This window comes from Cronobacter sp. 153480017-3 (genome assembly GCF_053627815.1).
In genome coordinates this window covers 256041-271227 of the sequence record NZ_JBSEYN010000006.1, presented here as the reverse complement: position 1 = coordinate 271227, position 15187 = coordinate 256041, and the positions used below count along the sequence as shown (strand labels likewise).

The 15187-nt window shown below is 59.9% G+C and carries 8 protein-coding genes; 4 read left to right on the top strand and 4 right to left on the bottom strand.

What is annotated here, in order from left to right; translation table 11 throughout:
* Positions 1-57 precede the first annotated feature (57 nt).
* On the top strand, positions 58-2184 hold the full coding sequence (locus ACUW6V_RS15210) for a M48 family metallopeptidase (protein ID WP_454038560.1): 2127 nt from the start codon (positions 58-60) through the stop codon (positions 2182-2184).
* Positions 2185-2213: 29 nt separating this feature from the next.
* Here ACUW6V_RS15210 and ACUW6V_RS15205 read toward each other — a convergent pair whose 3' ends face one another.
* The 4 genes from ACUW6V_RS15205 to ACUW6V_RS15190 form a co-directional block, all read right to left on the bottom strand.
* A complete protein-coding gene (locus ACUW6V_RS15205; protein WP_104672300.1) occupies positions 2214-2987 on the bottom strand; it encodes a MurR/RpiR family transcriptional regulator in 774 nt (257 codons plus the stop codon).
* On the bottom strand, positions 2987-3835 hold the full coding sequence (sseA, locus tag ACUW6V_RS15200) for a 3-mercaptopyruvate sulfurtransferase (protein WP_076726067.1): 849 nt from the start codon (positions 3833-3835) through the stop codon (positions 2987-2989). The genes ACUW6V_RS15205 and sseA overlap by 1 nt, the downstream gene beginning before the upstream one ends.
* A 92-nt stretch (positions 3836-3927) precedes the next feature.
* Positions 3928-5292, bottom strand: a complete 1365-nt coding sequence (locus tag ACUW6V_RS15195) for a 6-phospho-alpha-glucosidase (protein WP_069683329.1) — start codon at positions 5290-5292, stop codon at positions 3928-3930.
* A 12-nt stretch (positions 5293-5304) separates the two neighbouring features.
* The gene (locus ACUW6V_RS15190) at positions 5305-6849 is read right to left on the bottom strand and encodes a PTS transporter subunit EIIC (RefSeq protein WP_454038559.1); all 1545 of its coding nucleotides are present in this window, start codon (positions 6847-6849) and stop codon (positions 5305-5307) included.
* Between the two features lie 323 nt (positions 6850-7172).
* On the opposite strand from ACUW6V_RS15190, the gene ACUW6V_RS15185 reads away from it, so the two are divergent.
* The 3 genes from ACUW6V_RS15185 (at position 7173) to ndk (ending at position 15065) form a co-directional block, all read left to right on the top strand.
* Positions 7173-12122, top strand: coding sequence for an alpha-2-macroglobulin family protein (locus tag ACUW6V_RS15185; RefSeq protein WP_454038558.1), 4950 nt, complete (start codon positions 7173-7175; stop codon positions 12120-12122).
* 10 nt (positions 12123-12132) lie between these two features.
* The gene (gene pbpC / locus ACUW6V_RS15180; protein WP_454038557.1) at positions 12133-14466 is read left to right on the top strand and encodes a peptidoglycan glycosyltransferase PbpC; all 2334 of its coding nucleotides are present in this window, start codon (positions 12133-12135) and stop codon (positions 14464-14466) included.
* 167 nt (positions 14467-14633) lie between these two features.
* On the top strand, positions 14634-15065 hold the full coding sequence (ndk, locus tag ACUW6V_RS15175) for a nucleoside-diphosphate kinase (RefSeq protein ID WP_004386973.1): 432 nt from the start codon (positions 14634-14636) through the stop codon (positions 15063-15065).
* Positions 15066-15187 lie beyond the last annotated feature (122 nt).

The window sequence follows — 15187 nt, the reverse complement described above, 5'->3', positions numbered from 1 at the left end:
GTTTAACCGCGGGGCGTGTCCCCGCCGTCTATGGATTAACAAGGAAACGACGTAACGATGAACAGGAAGCATCTCGCTTATCTTTTTCTGGTGCCGCTGCTGGTGGCCTGCTATGCCGTCTGGCAGCACTGGCGCGTCAGCGACATTCTGGAGAGCGTCGACAGCTCAAACAGCCTGATTCAGACGGCGAGCGACGCGCTGAAACAGGATCCGAAAGCAATCATTGAATTCACCAGCGACGGGAAAAACTATCGCGTTCCCGCGACAGAAGTGATTGAGAGCGAACGGAGCGTTCAGAACGAATACGCGGGCCAAATCATGCTGGCGCGCACCCAGAGCGGGCTGGCCTCTTTCGCCGTCGGGCTGGCGCTGCTGTGCATGATGCTGAACGCCGGAGCGATCGCGCTGTGTCGGCGCAGCGTGACCATCGCAAAGCAGTCGCAGGATGCGCTGGTACAGGCATTTGATAAGTGCCGCAAACTGCTGCCGTGGCTGATGGTGTCGCAGATTGTCTGCTGCGGCCTGGCGCTGTTCGCGGTCGTCGGGTATGAGACGCTCTGGTTCGCCACGCATTACAAAATGAACGCCGGCGGCATCAAAGTGATGCTGTTCGCGCTGGTGATCCTGTTCGGTATTCTCTGGGTGCTTTACAAAAGCCTCGGCAGCATCCGCCGCTGCTTCGCGCTGTTCCAGCCGGAGCCAAATGAAGTGGTGGGCTATAACCTGACCCGCGAACAGGCGCCCGCGCTCTGGAGCATGGTGGAAGCGCTGTCGCAGAAAACCGGTGCGATGATGCCGGATAACATCGTGGTCGGTATGCTGGAAGGCTTTTACGTCACCGCCAACAGCGTGCAGCTGGAAGACGGCCCGCTGTTAACCGGTCAGACGCTCTATTTCCCGCTCACCTGGGCGGCGCTGCTCGATAAAGACGAAACCTGCGCGGTTATCGGTCACGAACTGGGCCACTTCGCAGGCCAGGATACACAGTACAGCCTGCGGTTTGCGCCGCTGTACGCGGGCATTACCAACAGCATCAATACCATGGCGCAAAACCAGCAGAGCGCGCCGTTTATCGATCACGTGGTGCTTTACCCGTCGCTTTATATGGGCGTCTATTTTATCGAGCAACTGCATGAAACGGTGAGCCACTGGAGCCGCATCCGCGAGCACGCCGCCGATGAGATGGGCGCGCGCGCCAGCTCCCCGCAGGCGCTGGCGTCATCGCTGCTGCGTATTTCCGCCGTCAGTGAGCCGCTGAACAACACGCTCGACGATTTCTTTAACGGCAAACCGGGCTTTGAGGATCTGGTGGCCGCGCTGGTGACTCGCTTGCGCGAAGAGGGCTTTGGCGATATCCAGGCTTATCTGGAGCACAAAGCCGCGCACCCGACCGACAGCCACCCGCCGTCACGCGCGCGTATCGAAGCGCTCGGTTGCGCCATCGACGACACGCTGATTCAGCATGCCACCCGCGCGGTGCCGCAGGATCAGTGGGAAAACCTGCGCCTGTGGTTCGCACAGCCTGAGGCGCTTTCCGGCAAAATGACCGGCGAGCTGGCCGGCAAAGCCGCTGAGCATCGCGAAGAGTTTCGCCGCGAGCTGGAAGAGGTGGTGCAGCAGTCTGGCGAGACCGTCACGCTCTACTCCGGTAAAAAAGTCTTTTTCGTCGGCGGTATTCTGGCGGTGGTGCTGTTTGTCGCGACGGTCGCCATGCTGAAAGTCGTTGATCCGTTTAATATTCAGGGCATTGCTGACGGTAAAATCGTCGCCATCGCGATTGGCACGGGGTTGCTGGGCTTACTGACCTGTTACGTGCTCTGGCAGCAGTGGCAGAAGCGTGAGATCCCGTTCCTGACGATGACGCCCGATTCGCTGCACTGCCGTCAGTTCACGGCGGGTATTCCGCTGAGCGCCATTGAAGATTTCTCGGTGCAAACCGCCAACGATACCACCACCGTGACGCTGATTTATCGCGAAGGGTTTGAGCCGCCGCGCGCCGTCGGCGGCCGCTGGAAAAACTTCACCCGCGTGAAGCGCGGTAAACGTAAGCTGGCGTTCGTGTTTATCGGCGGGCTTCGCGAAGGAGAGAGCCGTAAGGCGTACTCCGCCGACATGCTGGTGGAGTTGCTGGTGCGTAACCTTAACGCTATCCACGCGCGCGACGCGCTGTCGCGTTTCTCGTAAGGAAGCGGCGCGGCCTGCTGGCCGCGCCGTTACGCCTGCGCCTGTAACAGCAGCAGGTCGATAAGCATCACCAGATTGGATTCAAACGAGGTGATCCCCGCCGCTTCGGCGGCGAAATGGATTGCCTCGTCATAGAGTGGAAAATGCAGCCCGGACAGCGCCGCCAGCGGATTTGGCGACGCGCGGGTAAATGCCACCACCTCCATGCCGACATTACGGGCGATGCGCGCTTTGTCGAGCACCTGTTCCGTTTCGCCGCTGCGCGAGACGGCAATAAACACTTCATACCGCGTCGCGTTGCTGAGAAAAATATTACGGCTGTCACCAGGGCCGGAGATAAAGGCCGTCTTGCCGAGCACCTGTAGCTTTTTGGTCAGATATTCCGCGAAGAGATACGAAAACCCCGCGCCGTAGAGAAAAAACCGCTCTTTTTCCCGCAGCAGCTCGCTGAAGGCGGCGATCTTTTCGGGCGTTACCCAGCGAAAGGTCTGCTGATAATTTTCGACAAAGCGGTTAAACAGGGCGGGCAGAACATCGGGCGCGGCGTCGGGTTCAATGGCGAGATGGGGCGTGTCAGTGAGCAGTTGCTTACAGTGCCAGATAAGTTCGCTGTAACCGCTGAAGCCAAGCTTATGGCACAGCCGCATAATCGTGGCGGTGGAGACAAACGTCTCCTGCGCCAGTTCGCGTACCGTGATATTCCCCACCCGCAGCGGATGCGCCGTCAGGTGGGAAAGCACGCGATACTCGGCGCGGGTCAGCGACTCGCCGCGCAGCAGCAATGGCGTCAGGCGGTTATCCATTATGACGCCGGTTCGATGGGCAGATCGTCGCGCGCGCCCCATTCACTCCAGGAGCCGTCATAGAGTTTCACATCGCTGGCCTCAAGAGTGGCGAGGGCGAGCATCACGACCGCCGCCGTCACGCCGGAGCCGCAGCTGGCGATAATCGGGCGATGCAGATCCACGCCCTGGTCCGCGAATATCTCGCGCAGTTCGTCGGTGGTTTTCAGCTGGCCTTTAACGACCAGATCGGTCCACGGCACGTTCAGCGCGCCGGGAATATGGCCGCGCCGCAGGCCCGGTCGTGGTTCATCGGCTTCGGCGTTAAAGCGCGCCGCCGGGCGGGCATCAACGAGCTGTGCGGTTTTCTCGTGGCTTGCCAGTAAGACATCGGTCAGGCGTTTGACCAGCCCGTCGTCAAATTTGGCTTCAAACTCACCTTCCGGCGCGTCGACCATACCTTCTTCCAGCGGAAAACCGTCGCGCTGCCATTCGGCAAGGCCGCCCGCCAGAATCGACACATTCTGTACGCCGAAGGCGCGCAGCATCCACCAGGCGCGCGGCGCCGAGAAGAGGTTGCCTTCGTCATAAACAATCAGATGTTTGTCGTGGCTGACGCCCAGTTCACGCATCGCGACCGCGAACGCTTCCGGGCGCGGCATCATATGGGGCAGGGGGGTAGAGTGATCGGACAGCGCTTCGATATCGAAAAAGCGCGCGCCGGGAAGATGGCCCGCGCGATACTCTTGCGCCATATTGCGCAGGTGCTCCTGGCCCGCAGGGGCCATACGGGCGTCGAGGATCTGAATTTCCGGATCGTCGATATGCTCTGCAAGCCAGTGGCTCGCGACAAAAAAGGATGTGGACATGGCGTTCTCCGTGTCATCGCTGAGAAACGGATTGTCAGCGCTTTTTCACCTCGCCACAAGCCATCATTATTGATGTCGCGAGCAGGCTCCGGTTATGACGCCGCTTCTCCGTTCACCCAGGCTTTTTGCAGCGCCGGCCAGTAGTCGCGGTTCGCCTCGATCATGTCATCAAGGATCGCTTTAGCGTGCTGCATCGTGGGGACAGTACGGTTAAGTGTAAACGCCTGCAGCGCTTTTTCGTAACTGCCTTCAAGCGTGGCTTCTACCAGCAGTTGCTCGGAGGCAAGCTGCTGCATCAGCAGCGTCTGGTGGAAGAGCGGCACCGCGCCCATACGCACCGGCTCCGGCCCGGCGGCGGTGATATACGCCGGCACTTCCACCATCGCGTCGTAAGGCAGATTGGCGATAGCACCTTTGTTTTCGACAATCACCAGATGCCGCTGGCGTAAATCGAACGCCAGCGAGCAGGCGACATCCACAATAAACGCGCCGTGAACGCCTACGTGGAACGCATCCGGCAGAATACCGGTGCGCTTGTACTCCTCCGCCGCCGCGAACAGTTTTTTCTCGCGCCCGTCCATCACTTCATTGGCGCGGGTGTAATCCGGGTTCTGATGCTCGACGATGTCGTTTGGCATCAGGTAATACTGTAAATACGGGTTCGGCAGATAATCCGGGAAGTGATCCATGATCGGCTTAATATTGCGCCAGGTTTTCACCCATGACGGATCGGAGTGCTGCGGATCGGTCTGCGCCGCGTCTTCGGTCAGCAGGCCGAATTTCGCGATATGACGGCGCAGCGCGGGCAGTTGATCTTCGCCATCCACCAGCACGCGAGTGAACCAGCCGAAGTGGTTCAGGCCGAAGTAATCCACTTCAAGCTTATGGCGGTCGACCCCGAGAATCGCGCCCATGTTGCGCATCGCCGCCACCGGCATATCGCAGATATTGAGCACGCGAGCGGTGGGGCGCAGGCGTCGCACGCCTTCCGCCACAATCGCCGCCGGGTTGGAGTAATTCACAATCCAGGCTTTTTCATCGGCGTAACGCTCGACCATATCGATAAGTTCGACCATCGGCAGAATAGTGCGCAGGCCGTAAGCGAGGCCGCCAGGCCCGCAGGTTTCCTGGCCCACCACGCCGTGACGCAGCGGGATTTTTTCATCCTGCTCGCGCATTTTGTACTGGCCGACGCGCATCTGGGCGAAGACAAAATGCGCGCCGCTGAACGCCACTTCCGGGTCGCTGGTGGTAGTGAATTTAATGGTCTGGCTGTGATCGCGGATCACTTTCTCCACCACCGGCGCGATCGTCTCCTGACGCGCGCTGTCGATGTCATAGAGACGAATTTCGGCGAGCGGAAAATCGCTTAAGCGCACCATCAGGCTTTTTACAATACCTGGCGTATAGGTGCTGCCGCCGCCGGCGATAGCAAGAATAAAGGGAGGTTTCAACATCATCAGCTCCTGTCAGAGAAACATTTCAACGGCTTCACGCATTTTTTTTACATGCAGCCCATAGACCACCTGAACGTTATTGCCTTGTTTAATCACCGCTTTTGCGCCGGTTGATTTCAGGCGCGGCTCATCGATAGTGGCCACGTCGCGCACCGTGACGCGCAGCCGGGTGTAGCAGTTATCAACCACTTCGATGTTGGCCCGACCGCCCAGGCCTTCGATAATCGCCTCGCCCAGACCGTCGTTTGTGCCTTTCGCCTGATATTCCTGCTTGCTGTAGAGGCGCGTCTCCTGGTCGTCATCCTCGCGCCCCGGCGTTTTCATGTTGAAGCGCAGAATCAGGAAGCGGAACACAGTGAAATAGAGCACCGCCATCATCAGCCCCACCAGCAGATACATCGGCCAGTTTGATTTCGTGGTGCCAAGCGGCAGGTTGTAGAGAATGAAATCGATAATGCCGTTAGCGCCGATGGCGTGAACGTCCAGCAGATAAAACAGCATCATGCCGATGCCGGTCAGCACCGCGTGCACCACAAACAGCAGCGGGGCGATAAACAGGAATGAAAATTCGATAGGCTCGGTGACGCCTACCAGAAGCGACGTCAGCGCCGCCGGGATCAGAATCGCTTTGGCGGCGGCCCTGCGCTCTGGTTTGGCCGTCATATACATCGCCAGCGCCGCCGCGGGCAGGCCGAACATTTTGCTGATGCCGCGCGCGTCCCAGACCACGGTCGGACTTAACTGCGTGACGGAAGGGCAGGCCATCTCGGCAAAATAGATATTGCGCGCGCCCTGGTAGACCGTACCGCAGACGTCCTGAGTGCCGCCGAGTTCGGTATAGAGAAACGGCGTATAGACCAGATGATGAAGGCCTGTCGGCACCAGAATGCGCTCCAGGAAGCCATACACCGCCACGCCAAACGGGCCTGCGCCTTTAATCGCCAGCGCCATCGCGCTGATGCCGTGCTGGGCGAAGGGCCAGATCTCACTCATCACTACGCCCAATATCATCGAGACGGGCAGCATAATGATGGCGACAAAGCAGTGGCCGGAGTAAATCGCCATCGCACCCGAGAACTGGACACCGGAGTAGCGGTTATAGAGCCAGCCGGAGAGAGCGCCGGTCAGAATGCCCGCAAATACGCCCATCTCCAGCACCTGCACGCCAAGCACCATGCTTTGCCCTGCCGCGCGCATCTGATCGGCCGGTGCCAGTTCGCCCTGTAGCTGTAACGTCACATTCATGGCGTTGATAAAAACAACAAACGTCACCAGCCCTGTCAGCGCCGCGTAGCCTTTGTCGCGCGCCGCAAGACCGATGGGAATGCCGACGGCGAAGACCAGCGCCAGATTCGCCAGCACCGAGACCGCCGATTTAGCGATAAGCTGACCGGTGTGCTGCAGCGCCGGATGGCCGAGAAACGGCAGGTAACCCGCCAGGCTGCCGTTGCCGAGTACGTTGCCGAAGGCGATAAACAGGCCGACAATCGGCAGGATTAATACCGGTCCATAAAGGGACTTGCCAAAGTTTTGTAGGGCGTTTACGGCGTATCTCATTTAGCTCTCTCTTTTTTATCGTCTGGCTAAACCACCTGATGTGCAGAGGCACCGCTCAAAGGTAGCAACCCGCTGCCTTCAAAATCCAGTTATCTAATTGTTTTAAAAACAAATAACTCTAAAGGTAACATGTAACGTTATGCACTGTGATCGCGGTAACATCCGGCGGGAAGTGGAGAGAAAGTTAGCGTTTTGCAGGCCGTTGCAAGGAATTTGCAAAGCATCTTCCGCTATTTATTTTTGGTGGTTTTTTTTTGTCACAGCTTTTAAGCATAATAGCCGCCGTTACCGGCAACCGACGGCCACTACGGCCAGGGAAAACTATGAAATCATTGCGTCTGGCTGTCATCGCGACAGCGTTACTGGCGTCTTTCACTCTCGGCGGGTGCGACGACAAGGAGAGTGCTTCCGCCGATTCCACCGCGCCTGCGGCCCAGAGTAGCGCTCCGGCGCCCCAGGCAAAGCTCCAGGCGGCTGACCTGCAAAAACTGGCGCAGCAAAGCGCCGGAAAACCACTCAAATTACTGGACGCCTCCGAGGTTCAGCTTGATGGTGCCAGTACGCTGGTGCTCACCTTCTCGGTGCCGCTCGATCCCAACCAGGATTTCGGCCGCGTGGTGCATCTTGTCGATAAGAAAGACGGCAAGGTGGACGGCGCGTGGGAGCTTGCACCGAACTTAAAAGAGCTGCGTCTGCGCCATCTGGAGCCGAACCGTGAACTGGTGCTGAGCGTCGATCGCGAACTGCTGGCGCTAAATAAGGCCACTTTCGGCATAGCGTATGAGAAAACCCTGACCACGCGCGATATCGCGCCAAGCGTCGGGTTCGCCAGCCGCGGCTCGCTGCTGCCGACCAAAGTCGTGCAGGGTCTGCCGGTGATGGCGCTCAATATCTCAAGCGTCGACGTTAACTTTTACCGGGTGAAACCGGAATCGCTGGCGGCGATGGTGAGCCAGTGGGAGTACCGTAATTCACTCAGTAACTGGGAATCAGACCAGCTGCTGAAAATGGCGGATTTGGTCTATACCGGGCGTTTTGATCTCAACCCGGCCCGCAATACGCGCGAAAAACTGCTGCTGCCGTTAAGCGACATCAAGCCGCTGCAACAGCCGGGCGTCTATCTGGCGGTAATGAACCAGGCGGGGCACTACAACTACAGCAACGCCGCGACGCTCTTTACGCTGAGCGATGTCGGTCTTTCGCTGCACCGCTACCACGACCGCATGGACATCTTCACCCAGAGCTTGGAGAACGGCGCGGCGCAAAGCGGCGTCGAAGTCCGTCTGCTGAATGACAAAGGGCAGACACTGTCGCAAGCGACCAGCGACAGCACCGGTCACGTGCGTCTGGAAAACCCGAAAGAGGCGGCGCTGGTGCTGGCCCGTATGGGCGAGCAGACCACGATGCTCGATCTCAACCTGCCGGCGCTGGATCTCGCCGAGTTTGATATCGATGGCGATCGCGGCTACAGCAAACAGTTCTTTATGTTTGGCCCGCGCGATCTTTACCGCCCGGGTGAGACGGTGATCGTTAATGGCCTGCTGCGCGACAGCGACGGCAAGCCGCTGACGGCGCAGCCGGTAAAATTTGAAGTGGTGCGCCCGGATGGCCAGGTGGCGCGCACGCAGGTGGTGGAGCCGAATAACGGGCTTTATCAACTGACCTGGAAACTGGATGCTCAGGCCGCCACCGGCCAATGGGTGATCCGCGCCAATACCGGCGACAACCAGAACCGTAACTGGCTCTTCCATGTGGAAGACTTTATGCCGGAGCGGATGGCGCTCAATCTCAACGTGCAGAAAACGCCTCTGGCACCTGCTGATACCGTCAATTTTGGTATCGAAGGTCATTACCTCTACGGCGCGCCTGCAGCGGGCAACAGTCTGCAGGGCCAGCTCTATCTGCGTCCGCTGCGCGACGCGGTGGCGCAACTGCCGGGCTTCCAGTTCGGCAATATCGCGGAAGAAAACCTCTCCCGCAGCCTGGATGAAGTGCAGCTTAATCTTGACGACGCGGGTGTCGCGCAGGTCGCTGCTGAAAGCCAGTGGCAGGATGTGCGCTCGCCGCTGCGTCTGATTTTGCAGGCGAGCCTGCTGGAATCCGGCGGTCGCCCGGTGACGCGCCGCGTTGAACAGGCCATCTGGCCTGCCGACGCGCTGGTGGGTATTCGCCCGCAGTTTGGTGAGAAAGCGGTTTACGACTACCGTACCGACGATACCGTCAGTCAGCCGATGGTCGATGAAAACGGCAATGCCGGTTTCGATATCGTCTATGCCAACGCGCAGGGTGAAAAAGTCGCGGTCAAAGGCCTCAAAGTGCGCCTGGTGCGCGAGCGCCGCGACTATTACTGGAACTGGTCAGATTCTGAAGGCTGGCTGTCGCAGTTCGATCAGAAAGATCTGGTGGAAGCCGAGCAGACTATCGATCTGGCGGCGGGTGAAACCGGCAAAGTCAGCTTCCCGGTGGAGTGGGGTTCCTATCGCCTGGAGGTCGTCTCGCCTGACGATCTCGTCAGCAGTGTGCGCTTCTGGGCGGGTTACAGCTGGCAGGATAACAACGACGGTGCCAGCGCGCCGCGCCCGGACCGTGTGACGCTGAAAATTGATAAGCCGTTCTATCAGCCAGGCGACACCATCAAGCTGCATATCGCCGCGCCAGCCGCAGGCAAAGGCTATGCAATGGTGGAATCCTCTGAAGGCCCGCTGTGGTGGCAGGAGATCGACGTGCCGGAGAAAGGCCTCGATCTGGACATTCCGGTGGATAAAGCCTGGAAGCGTCACGATCTCTATCTCAGCACGCTGGTGGTGCGCCCTGGCGATAAATCCCGCTCCGCGACGCAAAAACGCGCGGTCGGCCTGCTGCATCTGCCGATGGGCGATGAAAACCGTCGCCTGAATTTATCGCTGGAAACCCCCGCGAAGATGCGCCCGGACAGCACGCTGTCGGTGAAAGTGAAAGCCAGCGTGAAAAACGGCGAGCTGCCGAAGCAGATCAACGTGTTGGTTTCCGCCGTGGACAGCGGCGTGCTTAACATCACCGACTACGTCACGCCGGATCCGTGGCGCGGCTTCTTTGGTAAGAAACGCTATGGCGCGGATATCTATGATATCTACGGCCAGGTCATTGAAGGACAGGGCCGTCTGGCGGCGCTGCGCTTTGGTGGCGACGGCGACGAGCTGAACCGCGGCGGCAAACCGCCGGTCAACCATGTGACTATCATCGCTGAACAGGCGGTGCCGGTGCAGTTAAACGACCAGGGTGAAGGCACAATTACGCTGCCTGTCGGCGACTTTAACGGTGAACTGCGCGTGATGGCGCAGGCCTGGAGCGACGACCGCTTCGGCAGCGGCGAAAGCAAAGTGATTGTGGCAGCACCGGTGATTGCCGAGATGAGTACGCCGCGCTTCCTCGCGGGTGGTGATACCTCGCGCCTGGCGCTGGATGTCACGAACCTGACCGAACAGCCGCAGCAGCTTAACGTCACCTTTAGCGCCAGCGGGCTCGTGCGCCTTGATGCGCAGTCGAGCCAGCAGGTGAACCTGAAAGCGGGCGGGCGCACAACGCTGTACGTGCCGGTCGCTGCCAGCAACGGGTTTGGCGATGGCGCGGTACAGGCGCAGATCACCGGGCTTTCACTGCCGGGCGAGCGTTTCGCGCCCATCAACCGCGAGTGGAAAATCGGCGTGCGTCCGGCGTATCCGGCACAGACTATCAACAGCGGCGCGATGCTGCGCGCAGGCGAAATCTGGACCGTACCGGCCACGCATCTGCAGGGGCTTAACGCCTCCACGCTGGAAGGCCGATTGCTGTTAAGCGGTCGTCCGCCGCTGAACATCGCCCGCTACATTGAAGAGTTGCGCGCGTATCCGTATGGCTGCCTTGAGCAGACTACCAGCGGCCTCTTCCCGTCGCTCTACACCAACGCCGCGCAGCTTAAAGCGCTCGGCATCAAAGGCGACACCGATGAACAGCGCCGCGCGGCGGTGGATATCGGCATTGCCCGCCTGCTGGAGATGCAGCGTGAAGAGGGCGGTTTTGGGCTGTGGGATAAAGAAAGCCCGGAAGAGTACTGGGCGACGGCCTATGTGACCGATTTCCTGGTACGCGCGGGCGAACAGGGCTACAGCGTGCCGGCTGATGCTTTAAATAAAGCTAACGCGCGCCTGCTGCGTTATCTCCAGGATCCGGCCACCATCGCGCTGCGCTACAGCGAAAATAACGCGGCCTCGCGCTTTGCGGTGCAGGCCTATGCGGGCCTGGTGTTGGCTCGTCAGCAGAAAGCGCCGCTCGGCGCGCTGCGCGACCTCTGGGAGCATCGCGCGCAAGCGGGCGGCGGTCTGCCGCTGGTGCAGCTTGGCGTGGCGCTGAAACTGATGGGCGATGCGCCGCGCAGTAAAGCCGCGCTGGATCTCGGGCTCAAAACCGAGCGGCCGCATAATGATGTCTGGCTTGGCGACTACGGCAGCGATCTGCGTGACGATGCGCTGAAGCTGAGCCTGTTGCAGGAATATAACCTGCAGGCCGACACGCAAAGTACGCTGCTTAACGCGCTGTCTGATGAAGCGTATGGTCAGCGCTGGCTCTCCACCCAGGAAAGCAATGCGCTGTTCCTGGCGGGCCGCAATCTGGTAAACCAGCCGGGGAACTGGCAGGCGCAAACCACGCTGGCAGGCCAGTTCATGAGTGGTGACAAAGCGCAGAGCGTCGCGCTTAACGCCGATCAGCTTGGCGCGTTGCAGGTCACCAACACGGCACAGACCCCGCTCTGGCTGCGTCTTGACAGCCAGGGTTACCCGGATGTCGCGCCGCAGCCGTCAAGTAACGTGTTGCATATTGAGCGTCACTACCTCAACAGCAAAGGCGAGTCGATTTCGCTCTCCAACCTGAAGAGCGGCGAGCTGGTGCTGGTGTGGCTTGAAGTTTCAGCCAGCAAAACGGTGCCTGACGCGCTGGTGGTCGATCTTCTCCCGGCCGGGCTGGAGCTTGAGAACCAGAACCTGGCGAACGCCAGCGCCAGTCTGAGTAGCGCGGGTGAGGCGAGCGATCTCATCAACCGGATGCAGCAGATGGATATTCAGCATATGGAGTTTCGTGACGACCGCTTCGTCGCGGCGCTGCCGGTGAACGAAGGCGTTAACGCCACGCTGGTCTACATGGCGCGCGCCGTGACGCCGGGCACCTATAAAGTGCCCGCGCCGCAGGTGGAGTCGATGTATGTGCCACAATGGCGTTCGACCGGTGCGACCATCCCTGCGCTGACCATTAACCCCTGACAGGTGAGCTGTGATTAAAAGCCTGTGTAAAAGGCGCCGCCGCTGGATAATTCTGGCGGCGGCGCCGCTTTTATTGTGCGCTGCGCTATGGCTTGCCGATAAGTGCTGGCCGCTGCCGTTATATGAAGTGCAGCCCGCGCGCGTGGTCGTGGCCCAGGACGGCACGCCGCTGTGGCGCTTCGCCGACAAAAACGGCATCTGGCGCTACCCGGTCACCATTAACGATGTCTCGCCGCGTTACCTTGAGGCGCTGCTGAACTACGAAGATCGCTGGTTCTGGCGTCACCCCGGTATTAACCCGCTCGCGATCGCACGCGCGGCCTGGCAGGATCTGCGCTCCGGCTCGGTTGTCTCCGGTGGCAGTACGCTTACCATGCAGGTGGCGCGCCTGCTGGATCCGCATCCGCGTACCTTTGGCGGTAAGCTGCGCCAGGTATGGCGGGCGATGCAGCTTGAATGGCATCTCTCCAAAGCCGAGATACTCACGCTCTATCTGAACCGCGCGCCGTTTGGCGGCACGCTACAGGGCATCGGGGCCGCCAGCTGGGTATATCTCGGCAAACCGCCTTCGCAACTTAGCTATTCCGATGCCGCGCTGCTGGCGGTGCTTCCACAGGCCCCAAGCAGGCTCCGGCCTGACCGCTGGCCTGACCGCGCGCAGGCGGCGCGCGATAAGGTGTTGCGCCGCATGGCGACGCAGGGCGTCTGGAGTGAAAAACAGGTACGCGAGTCGCTGGAAGAACCGGTCTGGCTGGCTCCGCGTCAGATGCCGCAACTGGCACCCCTGCTCTCGCGGCGGCTGGTGACGCAACGTCGCGACACCAAAATCACCACTACGCTTGACGCCGCTTTACAGCGCCAGCTTGAAGATCTCGCGCTGAACTGGAAAGGCCGCCTCCCGGCGCGGACGTCGCTGGCTATCCTGGTGGTCGATCACACCACCATGGAAGTGCGCGGCTGGGTCGGTTCGGCGGATATCAACGATGATGCCCGCTTTGGTCATGTCGATATGGTCACCGCGATTCGTTCACCCGGTTCGGTGTTAAAACCGTTTGTCTACGGGCTGGCGCTGGATGAGGGGCTTATTCATCCGGCGTCGCTGTTACAGGATGTGCCGCGTCGCTTCGGGGATTACCGGCCCGGCAATTTCGACAGCGGTTTTAACGGACCGGTGAGCATGAGCGAGGCGCTGGTGCGTTCGCTGAACCTGCCCGCCGTTCAGGTGCTGGAAGCCTACGGGCCGAAGCGTTTTACGGCGAAGCTGCGTAATGTCGGGTTGGCGTTGCGTTTTCCGCCGACGGCGCAGCCAAGCCTCGCGGTGATCCTGGGCGGCGCGGGCGCAAGACTTGATGAGATTGTGGCGGCCTACAGCGCTTTCGCTCGTCACGGGCAGGCGGCGCGCCTGCGCGTGGTGAAGGGCGATCCGCTGGTAGAGCGTCCGCTGATGTCACCGGGCGCGGCATGGATTATCCGCCGCATTCTTGCGAACGAGGCGCAGCCGCTGCCGGACGGTTCACTGCCGCAGGTGGTGCCGCTCGCCTGGAAAACCGGCACCAGTTACGGTTATCGCGATGCCTGGGCTGTCGGCGTGACGTCGCGCTATCTGATTGGCATCTGGACCGGACGCCCGGATGCGACACCGGTCGCCGGACAGTTTGGTTTCGCAAGCGCCGTGCCGGTGCTGAATCAGGTCAATAACCTGTTACAGGCGGGGGCCGCCTCGGCGGTGCAGCAGGCGAGACAACCCGTCGATCCGCGCCCGGCTTCGGTGTCGGCAGGTACCATCTGCTGGCCGGGCGGGCAGCACTTACCGGCGGGAGACAGCAACTGCCGCCGCCGGTTATCGACGTGGCTTCTTGATAACAGCGAACCGCCAACGCTGCTTGCCGAAGGGCAGGAAGGAAGCCGGGGCATTCAGTTCCCGCTGTGGCTAAATGCGAAGGGCGAGCGGGTGGCAGCGGATTGCCCGCATGTTTCCGAAAGCCGCCTGTTGCTCTGGCCGCTGCCGCTTGAACCGTGGCTGCCGCCCGCCGAGCGGCGGGCCGCCCGCCTGCCGCCGGTTTCAGCGCAGTGTCCGCCAGTTCATCAGCAGGATCAGGTGCCGCTGCTGCTCACCGGCGTAAGCGAAGGGGCTGTGCTGAAACGACTACCAGGGCAAGCCGCGTTGTCGCTGCCGCTGCGCAGTCAGGGCGGTGGCGGACGCCACTGGTGGTTTTTAAACGGCGAACCGCTTGATAAAGAAGGCGACAGCGTGACGCTGACCTTTGATAAAAGCGGGGATTATCAGGTTTTGCTGATGGATGAAGCAGGGCAGATTGCGGCTGCACAGTTCCGGGTGGAATAAGGAAAGACGCCTGAAAAGCACGCTTATGGCATGAAGTGTTGCCGAAGCTCATATTATTTTAAAAAAATGTTATCCCCGAAGGTAGGCAAGGCTTTCGATGCTCATTATAATCGCCGCCAATTCTAAACTTGCCTGTCGGGCAAACAGAACAACTTACAGAGGTAATCATGGCAATCGAGCGTACTTTTTCCATCATCAAACCGAACGCAGTCGCTAAAAACGTTATCGGCAGCATTTTCGCGCGTTTTGAATCCGCAGGCTTCAAAATCATCGGTACCAAAATGCTGCACCTGACCGTTGAGCAGGCGCGCGGTTTCTATGCCGAGCACGAAGGCAAGCCGTTCTTTGACGGTCTGGTGGAATTCATGACCTCTGGCCCGATCGTAGTTTCCGTACTGGAAAGCGAAAACGCGGTACAGCGTCACCGTGACCTGCTGGGCGCGACCAACCCGGCAAACGCGCTGGCAGGTACTCTGCGCGCTGATTACGCAGACAGCTTCACCGAAAACGGCACCCACGGTTCCGATTCCGTTGAGTCTGCTAACCGCGAAATCGCCTACTTCTTCGGCGAAGGCGAAATCTGCCCGCGCACTCGCTAATAAGCGAAACGGCAAAGAGACATTTACATTTTATTTTCATGATGTCGCTTTAAGCCGTGGCGTCACTGCCATAGAATTTGTACAATGCTGCGCCCCGGATGAGCCTGCTCTGACCGGGGCGT

Bases quoted from the DNA above. Each gene is read 5' to 3' on its own strand.
- ACUW6V_RS15210 (WP_454038560.1), top strand. From the start codon at position 58: ATGAACAGGAAGCATCTCGCTTATCTTTTTCTGGTGCCGCTGCTGGTG.
- ACUW6V_RS15205 (WP_104672300.1), bottom strand. From the start codon at position 2,987: ATGGATAACCGCCTGACGCCATTGCTGCTGCGCGGCGAGTCGCTGACC.
- sseA (WP_076726067.1), bottom strand. From the start codon at position 3,835: ATGTCCACATCCTTTTTTGTCGCGAGCCACTGGCTTGCAGAGCATATC.
- ACUW6V_RS15195 (WP_069683329.1), bottom strand. From the start codon at position 5,292: ATGTTGAAACCTCCCTTTATTCTTGCTATCGCCGGCGGCGGCAGCACC.
- ACUW6V_RS15190 (WP_454038559.1), bottom strand. From the start codon at position 6,849: ATGAGATACGCCGTAAACGCCCTACAAAACTTTGGCAAGTCCCTTTAT.
- ACUW6V_RS15185 (WP_454038558.1), top strand. From the start codon at position 7,173: ATGAAATCATTGCGTCTGGCTGTCATCGCGACAGCGTTACTGGCGTCT.
- ndk (WP_004386973.1), top strand. From the start codon at position 14,634: ATGGCAATCGAGCGTACTTTTTCCATCATCAAACCGAACGCAGTCGCT.